This is a genomic window from Anaeromicrobium sp. (genome assembly GCF_025210435.1).
In the GTDB taxonomy this organism is placed as follows: Bacteria; Bacillota; Clostridia; order Peptostreptococcales; family Thermotaleaceae; genus Anaeromicrobium.
In genome coordinates, this window is the sequence record NZ_JAOART010000094.1 from 1 (window position 1) to 26,667 (window position 26,667).

Genomic DNA, 26,667 nt, shown 5'->3' on the forward strand with positions numbered 1-26,667 from the left:
TAGCACCATAAAGGCACATTTTCAAAACGCTTCAACGCTACTATCTCTAATAACGCTGGTCTTATAGCTACTAGGCTTCTTGGCAACTACCTAGACTGGACTTTCACCAGTAAGCAAATTACAGCTTTGCTGGGCACGCTCCTATATATAAAAAAAGGAAACCTTTTTAGGTTTCCTTTTTTTATATTATTTTGCATATTCTATAGCTCTAGTTTCTCTTATTACATTAACCTTAATCTGTCCTGGATATTCTAATTCACTTTCGATTTTTTTAGTAATTTCTCTGGCTAAGTAAACTATTCCTTCATCATTCATTTCATCTGGCTTAACCATAATTCTAATTTCTCTACCAGCTTGTATGGCAAATGATTTTTCAACACCACTACACTCATTAGCTATCTCTTCTAATCTTTGTAATCTCTTAATATAAGTTTCCAATGTTTCTCTTCTTGCTCCAGGTCTTGCTGCTGATATGGCGTCTGCTGCAGTTACTAAAACTGCTTCTATAGTTTGAGGTTCATAATCTCCATGATGTGTAGACATGGCGTGAATAACCTCTTTAGACTCTTTGTATTTTTTAAGTAAATCCATTCCTATTTCAACATGAGTTCCTTCCACTTCATGATCTATAGACTTTCCTATATCATGAAGTAGGCCAGCTCTTTTTGCTAGTTTCACATCAACACCTAACTCAGCAGCCATTACACCTGCCAAATGAGATACTTCTATAGAATGTTTTAATACATTTTGTCCATAACTAGTTCTGTATTTCAATCTACCTAATAATTTAACTAACTCTGGATGCAAGCTATGTATTCCAGTTTCGAAGGTAGCTTGCTCTCCTTCTTCTTTAATTATTTCATTTACTTCTCTCTTAGCTTTTTCAACCATTTCCTCAATTCTAGCTGGATGTATTCTACCATCTACAATTAATTTTTCAAGGGCTATTCTAGCTATTTCACGTCGTATTGGGTCAAATCCTGAAAGGATAACTGCTTCTGGAGTATCATCAATAATCAAATCAATACCAGTTAAAGTTTCAAGGGTTCTAATATTTCTACCCTCTCTACCAATTATTCTACCCTTCATTTCATCGTTAGGTAAATTTACTACTGATACTGTAGTTTCTGCCACATGATCAGCTGCACATTTTTGTATAGAATAAGCAATAATTTCCTTAGCCTTCTTTTGGGCCTCATCCTTTGCCTTTTGTTCTATATCCTTAATCATTATAGCAGCTTCATGCTTAACTTCTTTTTCTATTTCATTTAACAATAGATCTTTAGCTTCATTTGAAGTTAATCCTGAAACCCTTTCAAGTTCTTCCAATTGCTTTTGTAGGATTTTGCCAACTTCATCCCTCTTAGAATCTATATCCCTAATCTTTCTGTTTAAGATATCATCTTTCTTTTCTAAGTTGTCAGACTTTCTATCTAAGGCTTCTTCCTTTTGAATCAATCTTCTCTCTGATCTCTGAAGTTCGTTTCTGCGTTCTCTACTTTCTCTTTCCAGTTCATTTCTTAGTTTATGAACTTCCTCTTTTGCTTCAAGAAGCATTTCTTTTTTAGAAGTTTCTGCTTTCTTTCTTCCTTCTAATACTATTTCTTCAGATTTTTTCTCTGCATTATTAATTTTTCCCTCAGCAATATTTTTCCTTACTAAATACCCTATGCCTACGCCTATGCCAGCAGTTAATGCTGATATTGCTATAATGTAAAATTGACTAATATCTCACACCTCCCTTTTGATAAAGAGTCAGATAAAGAATAAAACCGAGAATCCTCGGTTTTTAAATCTTCCACTATTTTATTATTATAGTAAAAATTTAAAATACTAACTAGGTTTCTTCCTTAATTATAAACTCCACACACCAATATCTGTTATAATTGTATATCTTTTTTTATATACTGTCAAGCTGAACTTAAGGGCACATAACCTCTTGCCCCACTTAGAATTACTTATTTACCACGCTACCTATTGCCCATCTAGATATCCTTAATTTAACCTTATCAGAACCAACTTCTATAGTAATATCATCTTCCTTAATTTTAAATATTTTCCCTTGGATTCCACCAATTGTAACTACATAATCTCCCACTTTTAAATTAGACCTCATATCCTTTACTTGTTTTTCTCTCTTCTTTTGGGGTCTTATTATAAAGAAGTAAAATATGGTTATAAACACCACTGTCATTATAATAGGTTGCATAAATTGTTGTTGCATTTAATCCTTCCTCCTTTAGATATAGTCTTTAATTTATTTCTACATCCATGTGAAAAAAACCTCTATTAATTATAAAGTATATCCATATTTTTGAAAAAATTCTCTTCTATAATCTAATAGTCTATCTTCCCTAATAGCTTGCCTTATCTCTTTCATTAAGTTTAGTAAGAAATGTAAGTTGTGGTATGTAACTAACCTTGATGCTAGAATTTCACCTGCTTTAAATAAATGTCTTATATATGCCCTCGAATAGTTTTTACATGTATAACAATCACAATTTGGATCAAGGGGCATGAAATCTTCTGCATACTTGGCATTTTTAATTACTACTCTACCAATAGAAGTCATGGCTGTTCCATTTCTCCCTATTCTAGTAGGATGGACACAGTCAAACATATCTATACCTCTTATAACACCTTCAATTAAACAATCTGGACTTCCAACACCCATCAAATACCTTGGTTTGTCCTTTGGCATAAGTGGAGTAGTATATTCTAGTACTTCATACATTAAATCCTTTGGTTCTCCTACACTAAGTCCTCCCACTGCATATCCTGGTAGATCAAAAGAAAGAATCTCATTTAAACTTTGATGTCTTAAATCTTTATACATACCACCTTGGATTATTCCAAACAAAGCTTGACGGTCTGGATATTTATGAGCATCTATACATCTTTTTAACCATCTTGTAGTTCTTTCTAATGAATTTTTCACATACTGTCTATCTGCAGGATATGGAGCACATTCATCAAAGGCCATAATAATATCTGCTCCCAATGAATTTTCTATCTCAATGGCCTTCTCAGGGCTTAAAAAATGTTTTGAACCATCTATATGGGATCTGAATTCAACACCTTCTTCAGATATTTTTCTTAAATCTCCTAAACTAAATACTTGAAATCCACCACTATCTGTTAAAATTGGCCTATCCCAATTCATGAATTTATGAAGACCCCCAGCCTTTTCTACTAACTTATGTCCTGGTCTTAAATATAGATGATATGTATTACTTAATATTATCTGTGCTTCAATCTTTTTTAATTCCTCTGGCGTCATGGCCTTTACAGTAGCTTGTGTTCCTACTGGCATAAAAATAGGAGTTTCTATAACTCCATGGGGTGTATGTATTTTCCCAAGCCTTGCTCCACTTTGTTTACAAACCTTTATTAATTCATATTTAATTGCCATTAATCTTTCCTCCTAAATCTACTATGACTATATTATAAACATTGCATCTCCAAAACTAAAAAATCTATACTTATTTCTAATAGCTTCTTCATATGCATTTAATGTTCTTTCTCTTCCCATAAAAGCACTTACTAACATTATAAGTGTGGACTCTGGTAAATGAAAATTTGTTATTATACCATCTACTGCTTTAAATTCATATCCTGGATACATGAAAATGTTAGTCCATTTACTTTCAGCTTTTACTCTTCCAAATTCATCTGCTGCACTTTCTAAAGTTCTTGTGGATGTGGTTCCTACAGTTATGATTCTACCACCTTCTTCTTTAGTTTTATTAATTACATGGGCAGCTTCCCTTTCTATGATGTATAATTCTTCATGCATTTTATGATCATATATACTTTCTGCCTTTACGGGTCTAAAAGTCCCAAGTCCCACGTGAAGGGTTACATAAGCAATTTTGACCCCTTTATTTTTCACTTCTTCAATTAATTCTTTAGTAAAGTGAAGACCCGCAGTAGGTGCTGCTGCTGACCCCTGTTCCTTAGCGTATACAGTTTGATATCTTTCCTTTTCATTTAGAGTTTCTTTAATATATGGTGGTAAAGGCATAGTTCCTAACTCATCTAATATTTCTTCAAATATTCCTTTATACACAAACTCTACTATCCTAGCCCCTTCTTGCCCAACTTTTAATACATTTGCCTTTAATATTCCATCCCCAAAGACTATTACATCTCCTGGTTTAGCCTTTTTTCCAGGTTTTACTAAGGTTTCCCACTTATCTCCTTCTATTCTCTTTAGTAATAGAAATTCCACTTTTCCACCAGTATGTTCCTTAGCTCCAAATAATCTTGCAGGTAATACCTTTGTATTATTTAATACTAAGCAATCTCCTTCTTTTAAGTATTTCACAATATCCTTAAATTGTTTGTGGTCAATATCACCAGTTTCTCTGTCTACCACCATCAATTTTGATGTATCCCTTTCCTTTATGGGAGTTTGAGCTATTAATTCTTCTGGTAAATCAAAATAAAAATCACTTTTGTTCATTCTCATGCCCCTTATCTTTCTAATAGTATATTTTTATAATAAAACTTTAATATTTCCTCATAGGAGAATCCTTCTTCTGCCATCTTTTTAGCACCCCATTGACTCATACCTAATCCATGACCCCATCCTCTTCCTACGAATAAATAGTCATCTGAAACATTTTCAAAATTTATTTCACTTGTGGTCTCACCATTGTGTATGTATAATTGTTCCTCTACTTTCATAGTTTTTTTATCACTTATAACATATACATTCTCCATAGTCACACGTCTAGATTCTTCATAGGGTTCTTGTAGGACTATTTTATTCCTGTCCCCATCATGCTTTATATTAAACCAGGTACTCTTTATATTATTATAACCAAATACCTTTCGTATCTTATCCTTTTGTAGAATTATTTTATCTCTATCTCCAATAATCTCTAGTTCAGTAACTCTTCCACTATCTGCCCTATTCTTAATTTTAATGCTTTTTAGTTTTCCTATGTGATTTTCTCCATTATTTAGTATATTTTCAATTTCATATTTTGAATAGCTTTTTTCCCAAGAGTCATTAGGTGCACCAATAGAGTAAGGATCTTCCACACTCTTTATATATTCTACTGCTTTAGACCATACGTTTTCCATATTTTCAGTTTTGCCACCACTATTTGAGTGGTAATATGTAGAAATTGCTTGTCCATTGTAAGTCAATACTTGTCCACTTGTTTCATCTACAGCTCTATTTGATTGGCTATTTTCCACAGAAAACCCACCATATACTTGACAATGGGTACTATTGCATAAATCAAATCCTAAGTCCTTGTGTAAACCTAATTTTACTAAAGCAAAATTCCTAGCTGCTACAGCTTGAGCTTTTTGTGCTTCTAATGGCCAAGACTTGGATATTATTTCCTTTGGCAAGACCCCATATAGATATTCATCCATCTTAAGTTCATTTATTATGGTAAGATCACTATTATAATACCTATCTACCATTATGCTCCCTCTATAGGTTTTACCATTTACTTTTATTATCTTATCTCCCTTAAAATAAACTTTATCCTTTTTTACATCATACTGAAGTATGTCATCACCATTTTTACCTATTACTTTCAAAGTATTTCCATCATCTTTTTTCAATATGAAGGTGGAACCTTCATTAATTACATCTCCATCTTTTACAATAATTATTTTCGAATCTCCCTCTAGCCTAATATTATCAATTTCCTTATTGCCAAATATGATGCCCACTTTTATTGTTTCTGGAATATTTACTTGTCCACTTACACAAAAGGTATTCATCACAATTAAAATTACAATTACACATAGACCCATAAACTTTTTCATGTTATACACTCCTATTCCCACTTAATTCCTAAGTGTTCGTATCCAAGTTTAGTAACTTTTCTTCCTTTTGGAGTTCTTTCTATAAACCCTAATTGTAGTAAAAAGGGTTCATAAACATCTTCTATTGTAGTTCTTTCTTCTCCTGTGGATGCGGCAAGGGTATCTAAGCCTACAGGTCCACCACTAAATTTGCCTATTATGGTTTTTAATATGCTTCTATCCGTATTGTCTAATCCATACTCATCAACTTCTAATAACTTTAAACCATCATTAGATATTTCATGGGTTATCATTCCATTCCCTTTCACTTGGGCAAAGTCTCTTATTCTCTTTAAAATCCTATTTGCAATCCTCGGTGTCCCTCGAGATCTTTTGGCAATTTCAAGTGCTGCACTCTTTTCTATTAGTATACCTAGTATATTAGCTGATCTAATTATTATCTCACTTAGTTCTTCTGGCTTGTACAATTCTAATTTGCATATAACACCAAACCTATCCCTAAGGGGTGATGTTAAAAGGCCCGCCCTAGTAGTAGCTCCAATTAAAGTAAATTTACTTAAATCCAGCCTTATAGATCTGGCACTTGGACCTTTTCCTATAATAATATCTAGTGCATAATCCTCCATGGCAGGATATAATACTTCTTCTACACTTCTACTCAATCTATGTATTTCATCTATAAACAAAACATCATTCTCACTTAGATTAGTTAATATGGCTGCTAGATCTCCTGGCCTTTCTATGGCAGGACCCGATGTGATTTTTAAGTTTACACCCATTTCATGGGATATAATACTAGAAAGGGTTGTTTTTCCCAATCCTGGTGGTCCGTATAATAGGACATGGTCTAAGGCTTCATTTCTCATTTTTGCTGCTTGTATAAATATATTTAATTTCTCTTTTACCTTTTCTTGACCTACATACTCGCCTATACTCTTAGGTCTTAAATTATTTTCTATTTCACAGTCTTCATTCTTTAAAGAACTAGTTATAACTCTGTCATCTTCCATATTATACAATTATATACGCCTCCTTTCCTATAGTGAAAGAATTTTTAGGACCTCTTTTATTATATCTTCAACCCTTAAATTATCAACCTTTATTTTCCCTATAGCATTTTCCACTTCTGACTTTTTATATCCTAAGCTCATTAGGGCTTGGGTTGCCTCATCCACATGATTTTCACTTGGTGTTATGAAATCATGGAAACTTGGTTGAATTAAAGCTAAATTTTTATCCACCTTATCCTTTAATTCTAGTACTATTCTTTGAGCTGTTTTCTTTCCTACCCCTTGGGCCTTTGTAAGTTCCTTTGTATCATTTGCCACAATAGCTCCAACTAGCTGACCTAATGATATGGATGATAGTATCCCAAGTGCCATTTTACTTCCTACACCAGATACACTTACTAATTTATTAAACATATCCATCTCTTCATTTGATGAAAATCCATATATATTCATTTCATCGTCCCTATTTACAACTTTCGTATATACACATATATTTCCTTCCCTTTTAAGAAATTCACCTATGGAAAAACTTGTTGTAAATACCTTGTATCCAATTTCATTGTTCTCCACTATTATGTGGTCTCCACCATTATACTCTAAAGAGCCTTTTATATAAGCAAACATAAGTACGTCCTCCACTCTATTTTAAACTGAATAAATTTCCAAACTTTCCTGAATGGGCATGACAAATGGCCACAGCCAGTGCATCTGCCACATCATCCGGTTTAGGCACACTCTTTAAATTTAAAAGGGTCTTTGTCATAATTTGAACTTGCTTTTTCTCAGCCCTACCATATCCAACTATACCTTGTTTCACTTGTAACGGTGTATATTCAAATATGTCTAGGTTAAAGTTTTCTCCTGCCAATATACATACTCCCCTTGCGTGACCTACTATGAGAGCTGTTTTAACATTCTTATTAAAAAACAATTCCTCTATGGCAATAACATCTGGTTTATGTACTTTTATGAGTTCTTCTAGTGAATCATATATTACTTTTAACCTCTTTGATGTTTTCATTTTAGAATCTGTAGTTATGGCTCCATAGTCTACTGTTTTAAACTTATTTCCCACATAATCAATTATTCCATATCCTACTATAGCTATTCCTGGGTCTATCCCTAAGATTCTCATCATATTTCTCCCCTTTGTATATACAGTCATACACTTCATTGTAACATAATTACATATAAGATTAAATATGGGTAACTAGTTCTTAATTCCCTTCTCATGTAAAAAAGCGCCTATTGGCGCTTGAAATTTTATATGCATATTAAATTAACTACAATAAATCTGTATAACTATATATTCTAACTACTATAATCCTCTAATACACTATATATTTCTTCTAAGGTCTTCTTTTTTATACCTGCTTTAATATATCCTATATCTGTTTCTCCTAAAACATTTAGTGGAATATCTGTCTTTTCTACTAAGGTTAATTTTCCATTCTCATCAGTTTTATATACTGCTAAATACTCATCTAATTCCTTTATAAGATAATAATTAGGTGGAATTTCATCACTATTTTTATACAACTCTACCTCATTTTTATCTATCTTTCTTATTTTCCAATTTTCGTAGCTATTTTGTACATATTCCCTAAAGGTATCCATGTCAGATCCAATTACATCCTTAGGCACCTTTTTCTTTTCCACCTTTATATCATTATATTTTTCATAATGGGTTTTAAATACCATTTGAGTTTTTTCTGTAACTAACTCTTCATTTATTTTTTCTTCATCCCCATTAGTTTCCACATTTTTCTTAGTTTCTTCAATTTTTTTATTAGTATCCTTTTTTGATATTTCTACCTTTTCCTTTTTAGTTGGATTTTTTTCTTCTACTTTTTTCCCACCTAAAGTGATTTTCTCTTCCTCATTATTATCCTTTGTATAATATCCATATATAAAACTAGCTGCTAGTAAAAAGACACAAATAAAAATTATTCTACCCTTTGGTTTCCTTCTTCTCATAATATACCTCCCATCTAACAGTATATTATTACCACTTTTTCTTATTCTATTCCAACAAATAGAAAAAAGAGTCTGCTTTTGCAAACTCTTTAAAATAATTGGCGGGAATATGTGGGAATCGAACCCACCTAAGAAGCTACTAACCCCTCATACTGGTTTTGAAGACCAGAGGCAACACCAGCCACCATCTACTCCCATGTACTTGTACTTACTATTGCTATTTGATTATAGCACAATATATTTTTTATTGTCAATGGGTATTTTTACATTTTTCGACGTGTTGCGGGACATAAAGGTAAAATGACCATATTCATAACTTTCTCAATCCTCTTTATTATTTACATAATAAATTACTATTATACATAAAAGTTCATAGAACTTCATTATTTCATCTCTACCACAATAATCTTACCACATGGGGTAAACATAAAATAGAGTAGAGCAGAACTAAGGTCTACTCTATTTTACAAATAAAAGTCATGTTCTTCTATTGTTGTATAATATTTTCTATTTTTAACTACCCAAAAGTTAGTTATTTTTCTAGGATTTAAGAAATATAGACAATCACCTATATTATTATTACCCCCTAATGCCATGATGGCTGCTCTTATACTATCCTCAGAAGGATTGTTATATATAGTTCCATTCACAACGGGAGTATATTGATATCCCCATTTATTGTCAAATATAACATCCTTTATTGTACCTGGGAATTGAGGATGTTTTCTTCTATTTATTATCACATTGGCTACCCCTAGCTTTCCCTCAAAGGGTTCTCCCTTGGCTTCTGCTTCTACTATCCTAGATAACCAATACAAATCTTCTTCTCCATAGTTTTTCTGTACTTTTTCTATAAGTTCTTCCTCTTTTTTTATGTTTACTATATATTCCTTAGCATTCCACCCTACTTCACAATCAAGAGCTTGGGCTACAAACCTAATAGGAACAAAAGTTCTTCCATCATTAATATTAATGGGAGCATCTAATTTAACTTCTTTCCCATTTATAACTACTTTGTCTGATTTTATTGGCAAAATAATTTCTTTATTATTGTCCTTTATAATGGCACTTTCACTTTCTTTATCCCACTTAATTTCATTCACATTTAACGCCTTAGCTATAAAGCTCACGGGAACAAATACTCTAGATTTTTCCATATACGGTTCACTATCCACTTGTAATAGCTTACCATTAACATTTATTCCTATGCTCTTATTACCTTTAATAGGATTAATCTTTACTAAATTCCCTGTGTATATTTTTTTTGAATATCCATTTAATTTTCTTATTTCTTCTTCACTCTTATTATATTGTTTTCCTATTGTTGAGTATGTTTCACCCATTTTCACCGTATGCATTACATATGAATCGCCATGGACTGGCAATGTATTCATTAGAATTCCCAAAGCTACAATAAGTCCAGTTAATCTGAGTATCATTTTTTCCCTCCTCACACTAATACCAAAAATTATATCACTGTTTACATAATGTATAAATAATCACTTTATGGTTGACCATCCTCTTAATTCATCTAAATAAAAAACTAACCTTAATTCCCAAATTAAGGTTAGTTTTCATATTTCTATTCTCTTAATTAATTATACGTTTATCCCCATCTCTTTTAGTTATCTTATTATTATCTAAGTATTCTAACAGAGGCAGAGCAAATTTTCTTGTGGTACCAAGTACATCTCTACACTGACCTAGAGTAATACCATCATTATCCTTTATAAAATCTTTTATCATACTTACAGCTTCGTCATAAACACTATGATATAGTACAATATTTTCATCTAACTTTATTACTAGATTAAAATCAATCATAGATTGAATAACCTTATTAAACCCTTCTTCATCTTTAAAGGTTTCAGCCATTTCCTTTACAGTCTTAGGACTAAATCTACCTTTAATAAGATTATCTTCAATTCTTTTCTTCATTTCTTCTTGTTCTTTAGTATATATGACTTTGAAATCCTTTAATGAAACCTTATTATCTACTAAGTTTAATATATTTTCAAAATAAACTAACAAATCATCGTATAATTTATTTTTCACCTTTTTCATAACTTTATTCCTAAGTTCTTCCTTCTTCATTCCTAACTTTAAATTATTCTTATTATGGAAATCTTCTAGCTCTTTTATGATATTTTCTTTAATCTTTTCTAAATAGTCTTTATGTAATATAACATTATCTACAAACTTAACCACTTTATCCTCTTCAATGAATTTTTCAATGACATTTTTCATCTCATTTTCTTCAAATTCACCCTTATCTATATAAGACTTCATAGTTTCATAGTTTTCACTATTAACTTTGATCATCTCGTCAATGAGATCCTCTATATCTCCCTTTTCTTTTAATTGTAATTTTTCAATTATGTCATCTTTAAATCTTTTATGCTTATAAGGGTTAGAGTCTATTATGAACCCACCACCTATAGTTTCCATCGGTGAGTAAAATCTAAGGACTATTTTATCATCTCTCTTTGCTACGATTTCTTCTTCTAGCCTTAATTGAATGTAAGCAAATTCCCCTGGTAATATCTCCTCTTTATCCAAAATCACAACCCTACATAAGACCTCAGAACTACCATGATATAATCTAAGCCTTGACCTATTTTTAATAGACCAATTTGATTCTTTTAGTACACTAACCTTTGCATCTAGCATCATTGTTGGTTCTAGGACCTTATCTATGCTAAGTACATCTCCCCTTTTAATATCATCCTTTTTCATATTTGCAAGATTTATAGCAACTCTCTGTCCTGCATATGACCTGTCCACACTCTTTCCATGGACTTGTATTCCTCTTATCTTTGTACTTATTTTATTTGGATATATTACTACTTCATCTCCAACTTGAAAAGTTCCTTCTATTTGGGTTCCTGTTATAACAGTTCCAAACCCTGATATGGAAAAGACCCTATCTATAGGTATCCTTGGAGGTAAGTTTGTATTTCTATTTTTTAGTTCATCCGTTTGTCTATCTATTTCATAGGATAGCTCATCTAAACCTTTTCCTTCTAGAGCTGACACTTCCATCATAGTAGCATCCTCTAAAAAAGTACCCTTTAGCTTTTCTTTTATGTCTTCCTTTACTAAAGAAAGCCAATCCTCATCTACTAAATCTGCTTTAGTAAGTACAACAATTCCCTTTTCTATTTCTAGTATGGATAGAATATCTAAATGTTCTTGAGTCTGAGGCATTACCCCTTCATCAGCAGCTATTACTAATAATACAATATCTATACCACCTATACCTGCTAACATATTTTTTATGAATTTCTCATGACCTGGTACATCTACTACTCCTGCCCTCTTTCCACTTGGTAAAACAAATTCAGCAAATCCCAGATCTATGGTAATACCTCTTTTTTTCTCTTCTTTCAATCTATCTGGGTCCAAACCTGTTAACGCCTTAATTAAGGTACTTTTACCATGATCTATATGCCCTGCTGTTCCAATTACAACATTTTTCACCCTACTTGCCTCCCTGTGCCATTTTCTCTATTTCTAATAAGCATGTTTTGATTATATTAAATTCATCTTCCTTTACTGTACGTACATCTAATAATATATTTTCTTCACTTATTCTACCTATTACTGGAATATTATTTTCTCTCATTTTCTTTTCTATATAACTAGCATTTTTTTCTTTATGGCTTACTTTAATTAAAGTAGTTTTTAAATATTCAGTAGGCATAGACCCTCCTCCAACTTGAGAGTGGCCTTCTTCCTTTTCTATATTAAAATCAACTAGAGAATTTCTTAAAATATCATGTAATTTATAGGCCTTTTCACTTATTTCTTCCTTAGTATAAGTTAACATTCTTAAAGTAGGAATTTCCTTATCTGGATTTTTAGAAGTAAGATATGTTCTTAATGTACCTTCTAGGGCAGCTAAAGTTAATTTATCTATTCTAATAGCCCTAGTTAATGGATTCTTTTTCATTAAATCAATATATTCCTTTTTTCCTACTATTATGCCTGCCTGAGGCCCTCCTAATAGTTTGTCTCCACTAAAGGTAACCACATCTATACCCTTCTTTATACTCTCTTGTACTGTTGGTTCCTTTGTTATTCCGTATTTGGAGAAATCTACTAAAGTTCCACTTCCTATATCCTCAATTACAGGTAATTTATATTTATCTCCTATTTCTACTAATTCCTCAATGGATACTTCTTTTGTAAAACCTAAAACCTTATAGTTACTCGTATGAACTTTCAACAAAAGTCCTGTTTCCTCTCCTATGGCCTTTTCATAATCCCATACATGGGTCTTATTTGTAGTACCCACTTCTTTTAAAAGGGCTCCACCCTGTTCCATAACCTCAGGAACTCTAAAAGCACCACCTATCTCTACTAGTTGACCTCTAGATACGATCACTTCTTTATTTTTAGCCATAGTACTTAAAACCAATAATACGGCTGCCGCATTATTATTTACAACCATGGCACTTTCTGCCCCTGTAAGCTGACTTAGGACTTCTTCTACATGAGAGTATCTAGATCCTCTCTTTCCCGTTTCTATGTCATATTCTAAATTAGAATAATTACTAACAGCGTCCCATATGCTATTTTTTAAATTATCATTAATAAGAGCTCTTCCTAAGTTAGTATGAAGTACTACACCTGTAGCATTTACTACTCTCCTTAAATTCATTGCCTTTTCTTCGTCTACAGATTTTAATATATTTGAAATTACCATATCTTCCTCAATTTTAAAGGTTTCTATTTCATTGTCCTTCAATTTCACAATCTGTTTTCTAATATTTTCTATATTTTGTCTCACATGTTTGAGTACAAAATCCCTATCATAATCTTTTAGTATATCTATTATTTTTTTTTCATTTAATATATCATCTACTTTAGGAATCAAGCTAAATAATTGTCTTTTATCTGCCATATAAATCACTCCATTTAAATAAAATTTTATTATGGTTTATCCTAGCATTTGAAAAGGCATCTAATGATGCCTATTTCACATAAATGTATTTATCCTTCTTTTTTATAACTTCTCCAACAATCCTAAATTCTGTATCTAAATTATTTTCATAAAACTCCATCAAATTAGATACTCTTTCCTTTGGTATAGATACTAATAGACCTCCTGATGTTTGAGGATCATTCATTATGTCTATTAATTCTCTGTTTACTTCATCACTTATTTCTAAATGAGATTTTATATAATTCTCATTTTTATACGCACCTGCAGGAATTAAACCCATTTGAGCATACTCTAGTGCCTTACCCATAATAGGCATGTTGTCACTATTGATTATAATGGTAACCCCACTGGCCTTCGCCATTTCAAGACAATGTCCTAAAAGGCCAAATCCAGTTATGTCTGTACAAGCATTAGCTTCACACATATTCATTCCCTCGGCTGCCACCTTGTTTAAATTGGCCATTATTTTAATTACTTCTCTTTTTTCTTCATGGGACAAAAGATCTGCCTTTATGGCCGTATTTAAAATGCCACTTCCTACCGGTTTAGTTAAAACAAGTACATCCCCTTCTTTTGCCATATTATTACCCATAACCTTATCTGGATGAACTAGTCCAGTTACTGATAGTCCATATTTAGGTTCATTATCATCTACACTATGACCACCTACTAGGGTAGCTCCAGCTTCCTTTACTTTATCTGCTCCTCCCCTTAATATATCTCCTAAAATATCTAAGGATATACAAGTTGGAAAGCATACTATATTCATGGCTAAAAGGGGTTTTCCACCCATGGCATATACGTCACTTAATGAATTTGCTGCCGCAATTTGTCCAAATTCATAGGGATCATCCACTACAGGAGTGAAAAAATCCAGTGTCTGAATTATTGCCGTGTCTTCGGATAATTTATATACAGCTGCGTCATCAGCCGTATCTAGTCCTATTATTAAATTCTTATCTTCTATTTTAGGTAAGTTGCACAATACTTTAGCCAGGTCCTCTGGCCCTATTTTAGCAGCTCATCCTGATGTTCTAGCCATTTGGGTTAATTTTACTAACTCTTTTGTCATTTTATCACCTCTTCTAATAGCAACGTATAAAATCTTTTATACTATCGAATTTTTTACTGCCTATGCCTGTTACATTCATTATATCATTAATTTTTTCAAAATTTCCATAGTTACTTCTATATTCTATTATTCTCACGGCCAAACTTTCACCTATGCCATTTAAATTAATCAATTCTTCTTTAGTAGCTAAATTAATATTTACTTTTTTATCCTCTGTGGACTGATCTTTATCATTTATGGAAGGAATATATATTTGTTCTCCATCTATGAGCTTTTTTGCTAAATTAACCTTCAATCTATCCACATCTTGCCTAAATCCACCAGCCATTTGAATCGCATCTGCCACTCTAGAATTTTCTTTTAATTCTATTATACCTGGATTTTTAATGCTACCGCAAATATCTATTATAATTTTTCTATTTTCTTTTACATTGTCTTCTTCCTTTTCATTCATATTATCTTTTATTTCATTAATTGATATTTCATATGAATCCTTTTTCCCAATATAATTACTATTCCACAGGGATATTAAACTAATTACTATGATTAAACCTATTACAATCCTTTCTTTTTTCATGGGGCACCTCCTAATAGATAGTATCTCTAATATTATTTAACAATATATACGATTATTTAACTATTTTTAATTAAACCTATTAAAAATCCCCTTAGTTTTTGCTATACTAGTAAGGTAGTCAACTTATTGGGAGGTAATAACGTGAAAAAAAACATAATAACCTTTATCCTATTGTTCGTCCTATTATTTAATGTAGTATTTATTACTGATGCATTTGCAGTTTCTCAACCTACAATAAGTGCCCCTAGTGGTATATTAATAGATTTCCAAACTGGTGATGTACTATATGAAAAAAATGGTAATACTCCCATGTATCCCGCAAGCACTACTAAAATAATGACTGCTTTACTCACCCTTGAAAATTGTACATTAGATGAAGTTGTAACTATAGACGATAAAAGTCCCTTTACAGGTGGTAGTCGAATTTATTTAAATGAAGGTGAAAAAGTTACTGTAGAACAATTATTGTATGCCTTATTAGTAAAGTCAGCTAATGATGCTGCTGTAGCATTAGCCATCCACATTTCTGAAAATGTAGATTCCTTTGCAAATTTAATGAACAAAAGGGCAAAGGAATTGGGAGCAAAAAATACTAATTTCACAAATCCAAATGGATTACCAGACCCAAACCACATAACTACAGCCTATGACTTAGCTTTAATAGCTAAAAAAGCCATGGAGATTCCAAAATTTCGCGAAATTGTTAAAACATCAAGATATGAAATTCCACCTACAAATGAACAGGAAGAAACTAGATATTTAAAAAATTCCAATAGACTTTTGTGGGGAACTGGTGGCAGAAATAAAATGGAATATAAGGGTGAATTAATTGATATAAAATACGACATTGTAGATGGCATTAAAACTGGATATACAGTTGCTGCTCAGCAGTGCCTAGTAGCCACAGCTCAAAAGGATGGACATAGGGTTATAAGTGTAGTATTAAAGGCAACAGGAAAAAATATATACTCGGATACAAGAACCTTACTCGATTATGCCTTTGAAGGTTTTAAGACTATAAAACTTACAATTGGAAATAAAAAGGTGAAAAGTATATATGTGAACAATGATAAGAGTTTAAATATAAATCTTTTGACTAAAAATACTTTATACAAAACAGTTCCTAAGGATGGTAGTTATAATATACAAAAAAAAGTTGAAATAACAGATGGAATAAAACTACCTATAGAAAAGGGCCAAATTCTTGGCCAAATAATCTATACCAACAATGATTCGGAATTTGCAAAAGTAGATCTAATATCTGATAGGTCCTTAGAAGAGAAAAAGCTTTTTCCTACTTTTACTATAGGTAAAAGCATTCTCATAGGATTATCCTCTTTAATACTATTATTTTTAATCTATAGGACCATAGTAACCATGAGACGTATTAAACGTCGTAAAATAAAAAAACGTAGGTTAGGAAAATATAAACAAGTTAATAAGTATAAAAAATAAGAGTCTTTTAAAAGACTCTTATTTTTTATCTATTTAGCAACAATATTAACTAATTTTCTCGGAATTGCAATAACCTTGATTATGTTCTTTCCAGCTATTAATCCAGCTATTTTTTCATTACCCATGGCCTCTTTTTCCATATCTTCCTTGCTCATGTTAGCAGCTACAACTATTTTGTCTCTAACTTTTCCATTTACTTGAACTACAATTTCCACTTCATCTTTTATGATAGCTTTTTTATCATAAGTTGGCCAACTAGCTTCGTGTACACTCATTTCCTTTCCTAACATACTCCATAACTCTTCTGTCATGTGAGGGGCAAATGGAGCTAATAAAACCACGATAGCTTCAAGGGCCTCTTTTAATAATTTTTCATTCTTTTCACCATCTAAATCCTTATACTTATAAACTTCATTTATAAGTTCCATGATAGCACTTATTGCTGTATTAAAATTAAATCTCTCTTCTATATCTTCACTAACTCTTTTTATAGTGTTGTGTATCATGTAATTTAGTTGTTTATCTTCCCTAGTTAATTCTCTATCTTTATTAGAGTCCATGCCTTTTAGTTCATCTACTACTCTCCATACTCTATTTAAGAATCTAAAGCAGCCTTCAACACCTGCATCACTCCATTCTAAATCCCTCTCAGGAGGAGCAGCAAATAGTATGAATGTTCTAGCCGTATCTGCACCATATTTTTCAATGATTTCTTTAGGGCTAACTACATTTCCCTTAGATTTAGACATTTTAGCTCCATCCTTAAGAACCATTCCTTGAGTTAATAAGTTCTCAAATGGCTCAGAATCGGAACAATACCCAAGTTTACTTAATACCTTTGTAAAGAATCTAGCATACAATAAGTGAAGTATAGCATGTTCTACTCCTCCTATATATTGGTCAACTTGCATCCAGTAATCTGCTATTTCCTTATTAAATATTTCTGAGTGATTCTTAGGATCTGCATATCTTAAGAAGTACCAAGAAGAATCTACGAAAGTATCCATTGTATCTGTCTCTCTCTTAGCCTTTTTACCACACTTTGGACAAGGAGTATACATAAAACTTTCACTTGTAGTAAGTGGAGATTTTCCCTTACCTGAAAATACTACGTCCGTTGGAAGTTCTAATGGTAAGTCCTTTTCTTCTATGGCTACTGTACCACAATCATCACAATATACTATAGGAATAGGAGTTCCCCAGTATCTTTGTCTAGAGATTAACCAGTCTCTAAGTCTAAAGTTAATAGTTTTCTTTCCTAAACCCTTTTCTTCTAGGAAATTTACCATCTTTTCTATTCCCTCTTTACTATCTGTACCATTAAAGTGTCCAGAATTTATCATTACCCCTTCTCCAGTATAGGCACATTCCATGTTTTCATCTAATTTCATATCCTTAGGTTCTATTACAGGAATTATACTAAGATCATATTTCTTTGCAAATTCAAAGTCTCTCTCATCATGGGCAGGTACTGCCATTATAGCACCAGTACCATAATCCATAAGTACATAATTTGCTATATATATGGGAATTTTCTTACCATTAACAGGATTAATAGCATATCTACCTAGGAAAACTCCTTCTTTTTCTACAGTGGTTGATGTTCTTTCAATTTCAGACATATGCTGTAATTTTTCTTTAAACTTAGCTACAGACTCTTCATACTCAGTTCCCTTTACTAGATTTTCAACATATGGGTGTTCTGGAGCTAAAACCATATATGTTACTCCACAGATAGTATCTGGTCTAGTAGTAAATATATCTAGTTTTTCATCAAAGCCATCTATATTAAAGGTCATTTCAGCTCCAGTACTCTTACCAATCCAGTTCTTTTGCATTATCTTAACCTTATCTGGCCATCCCTTTAATTTTTCTATATCCTCTAATAATTCATCTGCATAATCTGTTATTTTAAAATACCATTGACTTAAGTCCTTTTTACCTACTGCCGTATCACATCTTTCACATAGGCCACCAACAACCTGTTCATTGGCAAGAACTGTTTCACAAGATGGACACCAGTTTACAGGATATTTTTTCTTATATGCTAGTCCATTTTTATACATTTGTAAGAAAATCCATTGGGTCCACTTATAGTAATCTGGATGACAAGTGGCAACTTCCCTATTCCAGTCATAACTTATTCCTAATTCCTTTAGTTGGTTTCTCATTTCTTCAATATTTTCCCATGTCCACTTATTAGGATGTATTCCATGCTTTATGGCAGCATTTTCAGCTGGAAGACCAAAGGAATCCCATCCCATAGGATGAAGAACATTATACCCCTTCATCTTCTTAAATCTAGCTACCACATCACCTATAGAATAATTTCTAACATGTCCCATATGTAACTTTCCTGATGGATAAGGAAACATTTCTAAAACATAGTATTTTTCTTTTTGTGTATCATTCTTTGTCTCAAAGGCATTATCCTTGTCCCATGATTCCTGCCATTTCTTTTCAATTGTACTATAATCGTATCTAGACATATTACTCCTCCTAATTCTCTTATTATTATTTTTTTATTTACAAAAAAAAGTACCCAAAATACTTCTCATCCACTTAGTAGGGACGAGAAATACCCGCGGTACCACCCTAATTGACATGTTCATGTCCTCTTTAGTAGTTTGATAAAGGTAACTAACCTATTTATTACCATGAGGCAAGTTCAAATCTTCCTTATACCGATTCACACCTTCCATCGACTCTCTGAAAAAAATTCCAATTCTACTACTCCTCTATTTTACTATATTTACTTTTAATTCCACAAAATTTACTTTATTATAATTTTTTTTTTAGAAGTTGTCAAGGCATATATCCTTAGCATCCTTCCATACCCTTTCTACTCCATAAAATCCTCTTTCTTCTTCTGTAAAAACATGGACAACCACATCTTTATAATCTAATAATATCCATTTACCATCCCTGTAGCCTTCCTTATGGCCTAATAAAACAGATTTTTCTTTTAATGTCTTTTCTACTTCGTCAGCAATTGCCTTTACTTGTCTCGTGGATTTTCCATGGGCTATAACAAAAAAATCTGCAATATTTGATACATTATTTATATCTAAAATCCTAATATCTAATCCTTTTTTTTCGTCTATTGCCTTTATTATGGTTTTTACTGTTTCCATAGTATTGTTTATCATAAAATCCTCCTAGATACAATATGTTTGTTAAAGCATAACTATATAAAATAAATGTTAAATAAAAGAACATCATCCTTTATTTATTATTAGTCTATCTTTTAAAAGAATAGAACAAGTTTATCTTATGCTTTTTATCATTTTATTCATTTTTACTTATAAATTCCATAACATTAACTATTATATAGTTAATTGTTATTAATATCAATCCTAGGGAAACTATTTTATTAGGCATATGAAAAAATGAAATATCACTTTAAAAGGATATTTCATTTTTTACTTTCTATCTATTGTACACAAGTCTATTTACTAGTTCTTTTACCCCATCTAAATCTGGTATAAAATAACTGATACTATTTATAGTTTTTACATCCCCTGGTATTGTAGTCATTTGGATGGAGCTTAAATCAAAATCCTTAGCCATTATGGCTAAATATGTCATAGTAGATAAGGGCATATCCGTATCCACATAAGAATTAAAGTTCTTTATGAGCCTTGGTAATTTAACTATTATACTAGGTGATTTAACCTTTTTAATAACTGCATTAATAAACATTTGTTGTGCTTGTATTCTTCCTAAATCTTGATTTTTGTATCCCTTTCTAAATCTAACAAATTGCATGGCCTTATCTCCATTAAGAACCTGCTTACCCTTTTTTATATTTATCCTCAAAGGAGGATCTGCATAAGGATCATAATACTTCATAGACTGGGGAACATCTACTTCTACCCCACCTAATGTATCTACTACCTTTCCTAATCCTTCATAGTTTATTTTTACATAGTAATCTATAGGAACTCCCAATAGATCTTTTACCGCTTTCTTAGTAAGATCTATTCCCCCATAGACATGGGCATGATTTATCTTATCTTTTTTGCTTCTTCCTCTTATTAAAACTCTTGAATCCCTAGGTATGGATATGACACTTATTTCTTTAGTATCCGTATCAATAGAAGCTAACATCATAGTATCCGTTCTTGCCGTTTTAGAATTTTTTAAATTCTTAGCATCTACTCCTACGGCTAAAATATTTATTTTTCTTTTTTCACTAACTTCCCTAGAGTCAACTTCTGTATTTTCTGTAGCAAATTCCTTTTGTTCTATACTATTTAAAAAAATGTAGGTTCCAGAGCCCATTACAAGTAAAAAACAAAAAAAAGCTATAATAAATACTTTGAAAAACTTTTTCATTTTTTCCTCCTGTGCTACTTTATATTTGCCAAAATATAATTCCTTGCATTTACACTAAGGGTATGTATTAATTCATTTTTATCAATAGTATGTTTTATAGTTCTATTCAATCCTTCTAATACTCCTAAATCTAAATCCATTTCCACTATTTCCCTTAGTTCATTTACCCCTTTAAACACTCTATTTGGTTCTATATAATCTGATATATAAATGATTTTTTCTAACAAACTCATATTTTCTCTTCCAGTAGTATGATATCTTATTCCATTGATTATATCATCATCTTTTATTCCAAAATTCACCTGAGCTATGATTGATCCTACAAAGCCATGTAATAATTGTGGTTGCTTATAATATATATCCTTTTCTTCTATTGAAACTTGTGACATATACTTTAGTAATTCTTCATTTGTAAAGTTCTTTGCACAGTCGTGTAAAAGTGCTGCTACCTGAACCTTCACAAGATCACAATTATGCTTATCAGCCAATTTTAAAGCTGCATGTTCCACTCCTAATGAGTGTTCATATCTCTTCTTCGAAAGATTTTTTTTAATATATTTTTTCATTCTTCTAATATCCATATATACCTCCAAAAACCTAATCCATATATAGAAAATTTTTATATATATAATATTCAACGGGTTCAGGAAGAAGATATTTTATAGAGTGTCCTTTATTAACCCTATCTCTTATATCTGTAGATGATATGGACAATGCAGGAATGTCAATTATTTCTATTTCAGCATGATATTTATTTTTAAGCTCATGAACCTTATCATTTACTTCTTGAGAAGAATGACCTGGTCTTGTGGCTGCAATAAACTTACATAGGTTTACAAGCTCGTCTACATTCTTCCATGTGTCTAATTGACATATGGCATCAGCTCCCGTTATGAAGTATAAGTCTGCATCCTCATTCTCTCTCTTTAGGCATTTTAATGTATTTATGGTATATGAAACTTCATCCCTATCTATTTCCATTTTAGACACTTCAAAATATGAATTAGTCACGGTGGCAAGTAGAGTCATAAAATATCTATGTTTACTAGATGTTACCCCCAAAGCTTCCTTATGTGGGGGATTTCCCGTAGGTATGAACATTACCTTATCCAAATTGTACTTTGAACGGACTTGTTCTGCTATTACTAAATGTCCATAATGAATTGGGTCGAAAGTACCTCCCATAATTCCTATCTTTTCTTTCGGTTTATTTTCATTATGTTTATTAAAAAACATATAACTTCCTCCAAAATAGTAAAAATTGACTTCATATTATATTATATTTGTATCTACATATTAAATCAAATATTATATTTAAAATGTTACCAATTAAAAGGGTGTGACAAAAGGTAATATTACCCAGTCACACCCCTTTGTTATCTAGGTAGTTCTATAGTCGGTTCTTCTTTAGCTTCCCTATATAATACAAACTTATTTCCTATAGCCTGTACAAATTCAGAGTTAGTTAATCTAGCCAGCTCATTAGCAGCTTCCTTTGCATCTAACAAACTAGTTTCTAATATATTTACTTTAATTAATTCCTTTGATTCTAACATGTCATCTAATTGACTTATAAAACTTTCTGTTATGCCATTTTTACCGATTTGAGCTATAGGCTTCATCTTATTAGCTAGGCCCTTTAAATAGCTTCTTTGTTTTCCTTTTAACATACTTATCCTCCAATTTCATCTATCCATAGAATTCAAACTCAAAATCAAATATTTTTACCATATCTCCATCTTCAATGCCAAGTTTCTTTAGTTCATCCACAATCCCCTTTTTGACTAGGAAATTTTGGAAATATCTTAAAGAATCCATATCATCGAAGTTTGTTGAATAAAATATTTTTTCCACTAGCTTTCCTTCTAATATGTAATAATCATTTTCTTTTCTAACTTTAATGTCATCTTTCTTTTCATCTTCATTAGTATAATATTTAAAATCTTCACTTTCATCATAAAGGGGTTCAACTTCTATATGATCTAATTCATTAGCCACATATCTCATTACTTCTGTAAGCCCCTGATTAGTAGCAGCTGATACAGGAAATACTTTATATCCTAGTTTATTCATTTCATCTTCAAATTTTTCATATTCTTCATTTGATGAAAGTACATCTGTCTTATTTGCTACTACTACTTGTTGTTTTTTTCCAAGAAGCTCTGTGTATTGTCTTAATTCCTCATTTATCTTGTGGAAATCATCAATAGGGTCTCTACCTTCCATACCAGATACATCTACCACATGGACAAGCATTTTAGTCCTTTCCACATGTCTTAAGAATTCAAGACCTAGACCTACACCTTCATGGGCTCCTTCTATTAGTCCTGGTATATCCGCTAGAACAAAACTTTTTTTATCTACTTCTACAACTCCTAAATTTGGAGTAATAGTAGTAAAATGATAGTTTGCAATCTTAGGTTTAGCCTTTGTTACTATGGACAAGATGGTGGATTTTCCAACATTAGGAAATCCAACTAATCCCACATCAGCTAAAAGCTTAAGTTCTAATATAATATTTCTTTCCTCAGATGGAGTTCCACTTTCAGCAAAGTTAGGGGCTTGTCTAGTAGAAGTAGTAAAATGGGTATTACCTTTTCCACCACGTCCGCCCTTTGCTACTACTGCCCTATCTCCATGATTAGTCAGGTCTGCCATTATTAAATTACTTTCTTCGTCTCTAATAATAGTTCCTGGTGGTACCCTTAGGATAAGATCCTTAGCATCCTTACCATACATCTTCTTCCCTTTTCCATTTTCTCCACTTTCAGCAACATACTTTTTTTGGTATCTAAAGTCCATTAAAGTCCTTAGACCCTCATCTACTTCTAATATTACGCTGCCTCCACGTCCACCATCTCCACCATCAGGTCCTCCTGCTGGTACATATTTTTCTCTTCTAAAGGACACACAACCATTACCGCCACGTCCACCTTTAACAAAAATTTTTGCCTTATCAACAAACATTTATATCACCCTTATATATGTAGTTAGGTTATTTTTATTCTTATTATTATAATTTTCATTATTACTTATACTAAATTGTTTAATAATTAAATTTCTTTAATTATGCAAAACCTAATACTTTAATTTTTCCGTAAAGATAGAAAACCCATGCTAAATGCATGGGTTTATATTACTTAGCTGCCGCAACAACTTCCTTTGGATATACGCTAACTTGTTTTTTATCTTTACCTTTTCTTTCAAACTTAACAATTCCATCTATCTTAGCAAAAAGTGTATCGTCTCCACCTTTACCAACATTAGTTCCTGGGTGAATCTTAGTACCTCTTTGACGTACTAAAATACTTCCTCCTGATACGAATTGTCCGTCAGCTCTTTTAACTCCAAGTCTTTTAGCTTGACTATCACGACCGTTTTTAGAGCTTCCTACTCCTTTTTTACTCGCAAATAGTTGTAAATTAATATTGAACAACATACTGTTACACCTCCTTATCATTAAGGTCAATAAATTCACTGTACATACCCTTAGTTCCTTTTATGCCAATTAACATAGTATTAAGTATTAAATTAGCCTTTTCACGAACTTCTTTTGATAAATCAGGTAATCTGCAAGAAAGATATCCATCCTCCATGGCATACTCTAAATCTATTGATAAAAGTTCATGTAATGCTAAAATAGTTGTTTGAGAAAGTATAGAAATACTTGCACAAACTATGTCTTCTCCATGGGGTGCTGCATCTGCATGTCCCTCTATGGAAAATTCTACTATATGACCTTGGTCATTCCTTAAAAAATCAATTTTAATCATTTTAATTAACCATTGATTTTTTCAATTTTAACTTGAGTATATGGTTGACGGTGACCTTGCTTCTTTCTGTAGTCTTTCTTAGCTTTGTACTTAAATACAATAACCTTTGGCGCTTTACCATTTTTAACTACAGTAGCAGAAACTTTAGCTCCATCAACTGATGGTGTTCCTACAGTTAGTTGTCCTTCTTTTGATAAAGCTAACACTTTATCGAATTCTACAACTTCTCCTTCATTTGCAGTTAATTTTTCTACAAATAAAGTGTCTCCTTCTTGAACTCTATATTGCTTTCCACCTGTTTCTATAATAGCGTACATAATTACACCTCCTCTAACCAGACTCGCCAAATACCAGGTACTTTCGTTTTAAACCCGATTTGTGCGGCTACCTACAGATATGAATTATATTACAAAAATACTATAAAGTCAATAGATTTTACAAGTTTTTATATTTTTTATACATATCTGGTCTTCTTTTCCTCGTTATTTCTAAAGATTTCTCCATTCTCCACTCTTCAATCCTTTTGTGATTTCCAGATAAAAGAACCTCTGGAACTGGCATGTCCCTATACTCACTAGGCCTAGTATAATGGGGATATTCTAAAAGGCCACTATATATGGACTCATCCATATATGATACCTTTTGTCCTAAAACCCCTGGTATCATCCTGGCTATGGAGTCTATCATGACCATGGCAGGCAATTCTCCTCCTGTTAAAACGTAATCTCCTATGGATACCTCATCTGTTACCCAATGATCTATTACCCTTTGATCTACACCTTCATAATGGCCACATAAGAATACTATATGTTCTTCCTTTGAAAGCTCTATGGCTAGATCTTGATTAAAAACTTTGCCTTTAGGTGTCATATATATGATCCTGCTATTTTTTGTGTCAATATTCTCAAGGGCATTGAATATGGGGTCTGCCTGCATTACCATGCCGGCACCACCACCATAGGGATAATCATCAACTTTTTTGTGTTTGTTCTTAGTATAATCCCTTATATTCATAATATTTAACTCTAGTAAATTATTGTCTACTGCACGACCTATAATGCTCTCTCCCATAGGACCTGCAAACATATGTGGAAATAAAGTCAATACACTTATTTTCATTCTATTAATCCCTCTATTAATTTTATAATCATCTTTTTCTCAGAAATGTTTACTTCTTTTACAAACTCTCCCACAGCCGGAATTAATGCGGGAGATTTTTTTCCTTCTATTTTTATTTCATATATATCATTTGCACTAGTTTGTATTACATTTTCTATTTTACCAATGTATTCATTTTCCGTAGTGAACACTTCAATACCTATTAAGTCCCTAATAAAGTATGTATCTTCTGGTAACTCTCTAGCATTTTCTCTATCTATATATAAGTATTTATCCCTATAAGTTTCTGCATCATTACACGTATTAATTTCCTTTATATTTAATATAACCATATTCTTCTTATATTTAACACCTTTAATGTGATATTTTTCATCACTTTCGCCATCCATATATACCCATTTTAATTCTTCAAATCTTTCCTTATAATCCGTAAGTGGATATACTCTAACTTCACCACGTATTCCATGAGTGCCTACTATTTGCCCTACCTTTAGGAGATTACTCATATTATATCCTCCTTTAAAATCTTTTATTTAAATATTATTCCACAGTTTAAACTTACTATATTTAAAAATTACACAAAAGGATTAGGTTTCCCTAATCCT

27 protein-coding genes, 1 tRNA gene and 1 other annotated feature are annotated in these 26,667 nt (G+C 32.0%); of the genes, 1 reads left to right on the forward strand and 27 read right to left on the reverse strand.

Annotated features, from left to right (window positions below):
- Positions 1-186: 186 nt before the first annotated feature.
- From rny to N4A57_RS11360, 15 genes are all read right to left on the reverse strand, one after another.
- On the reverse strand, positions 187-1,728 hold the full coding sequence (rny, locus tag N4A57_RS11290) for a ribonuclease Y (RefSeq protein ID WP_293658177.1): 1,542 nt from the start codon (positions 1,726-1,728) through the stop codon (positions 187-189).
- Positions 1,729-1,954: 226 nt separating this feature from the next.
- Positions 1,955-2,224: a preprotein translocase subunit YajC gene (gene yajC, locus N4A57_RS11295; RefSeq protein ID WP_293658104.1), complete on the reverse strand. Its 270-nt coding sequence runs from the start codon at positions 2,222-2,224 to the stop codon at positions 1,955-1,957.
- Positions 2,225-2,293: 69 nt separating this feature from the next.
- Positions 2,294-3,412 carry a tRNA guanosine(34) transglycosylase Tgt gene (tgt, locus tag N4A57_RS11300; protein WP_293658105.1) on the reverse strand — a complete coding sequence of 373 codons (1,119 nt, stop codon included), beginning with the start codon at positions 3,410-3,412 and terminating at the stop codon, positions 2,294-2,296.
- A 27-nt stretch (positions 3,413-3,439) separates the two neighbouring features.
- A complete protein-coding gene (gene queA, locus N4A57_RS11305) occupies positions 3,440-4,465 on the reverse strand; it encodes a tRNA preQ1(34) S-adenosylmethionine ribosyltransferase-isomerase QueA (RefSeq protein WP_293658106.1) in 1,026 nt (341 codons plus the stop codon).
- A gap of 11 nt (positions 4,466-4,476) precedes the next feature.
- Positions 4,477-5,793 carry a SpoIID/LytB domain-containing protein gene (locus N4A57_RS11310; protein WP_293658107.1) on the reverse strand — a complete coding sequence of 439 codons (1,317 nt, stop codon included), beginning with the start codon at positions 5,791-5,793 and terminating at the stop codon, positions 4,477-4,479.
- 11 nt (positions 5,794-5,804) lie between these two features.
- A complete protein-coding gene (gene ruvB / locus N4A57_RS11315; RefSeq protein WP_293658178.1) occupies positions 5,805-6,803 on the reverse strand; it encodes a Holliday junction branch migration DNA helicase RuvB in 999 nt (332 codons plus the stop codon).
- Between the two features lie 27 nt (positions 6,804-6,830).
- A complete protein-coding gene (gene ruvA / locus N4A57_RS11320) occupies positions 6,831-7,427 on the reverse strand; it encodes a Holliday junction branch migration protein RuvA (protein ID WP_293658108.1) in 597 nt (198 codons plus the stop codon).
- Between the two features lie 16 nt (positions 7,428-7,443).
- Positions 7,444-7,938, reverse strand: coding sequence for a crossover junction endodeoxyribonuclease RuvC (gene ruvC, locus N4A57_RS11325; RefSeq protein WP_293658179.1), 495 nt, complete (start codon positions 7,936-7,938; stop codon positions 7,444-7,446).
- Between the two features lie 176 nt (positions 7,939-8,114).
- Positions 8,115-8,780: a hypothetical protein gene (locus N4A57_RS11330; RefSeq protein WP_293658109.1), complete on the reverse strand. Its 666-nt coding sequence runs from the start codon at positions 8,778-8,780 to the stop codon at positions 8,115-8,117.
- Positions 8,781-8,879: 99 nt separating this feature from the next.
- Positions 8,880-8,976, reverse strand: a tRNA-Sec gene (locus N4A57_RS11335).
- A gap of 268 nt (positions 8,977-9,244) precedes the next feature.
- A complete protein-coding gene (locus N4A57_RS11340) occupies positions 9,245-10,219 on the reverse strand; it encodes a stalk domain-containing protein (protein ID WP_293658110.1) in 975 nt (324 codons plus the stop codon).
- 151 nt (positions 10,220-10,370) lie between these two features.
- Positions 10,371-12,260 carry a selenocysteine-specific translation elongation factor gene (selB, locus tag N4A57_RS11345; protein WP_293658111.1) on the reverse strand — a complete coding sequence of 630 codons (1,890 nt, stop codon included), beginning with the start codon at positions 12,258-12,260 and terminating at the stop codon, positions 10,371-10,373.
- 1 nt (position 12,261) lies between these two features.
- Positions 12,262-13,686: an L-seryl-tRNA(Sec) selenium transferase gene (selA, locus tag N4A57_RS11350; protein WP_293658112.1), complete on the reverse strand. Its 1,425-nt coding sequence runs from the start codon at positions 13,684-13,686 to the stop codon at positions 12,262-12,264.
- Between the two features lie 70 nt (positions 13,687-13,756).
- Positions 13,757-14,800 carry a selenide, water dikinase SelD gene (gene selD / locus N4A57_RS11355; protein WP_293658113.1) on the reverse strand — a complete coding sequence of 348 codons (1,044 nt, stop codon included), beginning with the start codon at positions 14,798-14,800 and terminating at the stop codon, positions 13,757-13,759.
- Between the two features lie 13 nt (positions 14,801-14,813).
- Positions 14,814-15,377, reverse strand: coding sequence for a ComEA family DNA-binding protein (locus N4A57_RS11360; protein ID WP_293658114.1), 564 nt, complete (start codon positions 15,375-15,377; stop codon positions 14,814-14,816).
- 141 nt (positions 15,378-15,518) lie between these two features.
- Here N4A57_RS11360 and N4A57_RS11365 point away from each other — a divergent pair, with 141 nt between their 5' ends.
- Positions 15,519-16,832 (forward strand): D-alanyl-D-alanine carboxypeptidase family protein, encoded by a 1,314-nt coding sequence (locus N4A57_RS11365; protein WP_293658115.1) that lies wholly within the window; start codon positions 15,519-15,521, stop codon positions 16,830-16,832.
- Positions 16,833-16,861: 29 nt separating this feature from the next.
- Here N4A57_RS11365 and leuS read toward each other — a convergent pair whose 3' ends face one another.
- The 12 genes from leuS to rimM all read right to left on the reverse strand — a co-directional run bounded on the left by leuS (position 16,862) and on the right by rimM (position 26,568).
- The gene (leuS, locus tag N4A57_RS11370; protein ID WP_293658116.1) at positions 16,862-19,321 is read right to left on the reverse strand and encodes a leucine--tRNA ligase; all 2,460 of its coding nucleotides are present in this window, start codon (positions 19,319-19,321) and stop codon (positions 16,862-16,864) included.
- Between the two features lie 75 nt (positions 19,322-19,396).
- Positions 19,397-19,580, reverse strand: a binding site (T-box leader).
- A gap of 47 nt (positions 19,581-19,627) precedes the next feature.
- A complete protein-coding gene (gene rsfS / locus N4A57_RS11375) occupies positions 19,628-19,981 on the reverse strand; it encodes a ribosome silencing factor (protein WP_293658117.1) in 354 nt (117 codons plus the stop codon).
- 280 nt (positions 19,982-20,261) lie between these two features.
- Positions 20,262-21,170, reverse strand: a complete 909-nt coding sequence (locus N4A57_RS11380; protein ID WP_293658118.1) for an LCP family protein — start codon at positions 21,168-21,170, stop codon at positions 20,262-20,264.
- A gap of 14 nt (positions 21,171-21,184) precedes the next feature.
- Complete coding sequence (gene yqeK, locus N4A57_RS11385) at positions 21,185-21,751, reverse strand: bis(5'-nucleosyl)-tetraphosphatase (symmetrical) YqeK (protein WP_293658119.1); 567 nt, start codon at positions 21,749-21,751, stop codon at positions 21,185-21,187.
- Positions 21,752-21,767: 16 nt separating this feature from the next.
- Entirely contained in the window at positions 21,768-22,406 is a 639-nt protein-coding gene (gene nadD / locus N4A57_RS11390; protein ID WP_293658120.1) for a nicotinate-nucleotide adenylyltransferase, read from the reverse strand.
- Between the two features lie 140 nt (positions 22,407-22,546).
- Entirely contained in the window at positions 22,547-22,840 is a 294-nt protein-coding gene (gene yhbY / locus N4A57_RS11395) for a ribosome assembly RNA-binding protein YhbY (protein WP_293658121.1), read from the reverse strand.
- A 19-nt stretch (positions 22,841-22,859) separates the two neighbouring features.
- On the reverse strand, positions 22,860-24,137 hold the full coding sequence (gene obgE, locus N4A57_RS11400) for a GTPase ObgE (RefSeq protein ID WP_293658122.1): 1,278 nt from the start codon (positions 24,135-24,137) through the stop codon (positions 22,860-22,862).
- A gap of 169 nt (positions 24,138-24,306) precedes the next feature.
- Positions 24,307-24,606 carry a 50S ribosomal protein L27 gene (gene rpmA, locus N4A57_RS11405; protein ID WP_095130790.1) on the reverse strand — a complete coding sequence of 100 codons (300 nt, stop codon included), beginning with the start codon at positions 24,604-24,606 and terminating at the stop codon, positions 24,307-24,309.
- A gap of 7 nt (positions 24,607-24,613) precedes the next feature.
- A complete protein-coding gene (locus N4A57_RS11410; RefSeq protein ID WP_293658123.1) occupies positions 24,614-24,943 on the reverse strand; it encodes a ribosomal-processing cysteine protease Prp in 330 nt (109 codons plus the stop codon).
- 5 nt (positions 24,944-24,948) lie between these two features.
- Positions 24,949-25,260: a 50S ribosomal protein L21 gene (gene rplU, locus N4A57_RS11415; RefSeq protein WP_095129706.1), complete on the reverse strand. Its 312-nt coding sequence runs from the start codon at positions 25,258-25,260 to the stop codon at positions 24,949-24,951.
- 118 nt (positions 25,261-25,378) lie between these two features.
- Entirely contained in the window at positions 25,379-26,062 is a 684-nt protein-coding gene (gene trmD, locus N4A57_RS11420) for a tRNA (guanosine(37)-N1)-methyltransferase TrmD (RefSeq protein WP_293658124.1), read from the reverse strand.
- Positions 26,059-26,568, reverse strand: a complete 510-nt coding sequence (gene rimM, locus N4A57_RS11425) for a ribosome maturation factor RimM (RefSeq protein WP_293658125.1) — start codon at positions 26,566-26,568, stop codon at positions 26,059-26,061. The genes trmD and rimM overlap by 4 nt, the downstream gene beginning before the upstream one ends.
- Between the last annotated feature and the right edge of the window lie 99 nt (positions 26,569-26,667).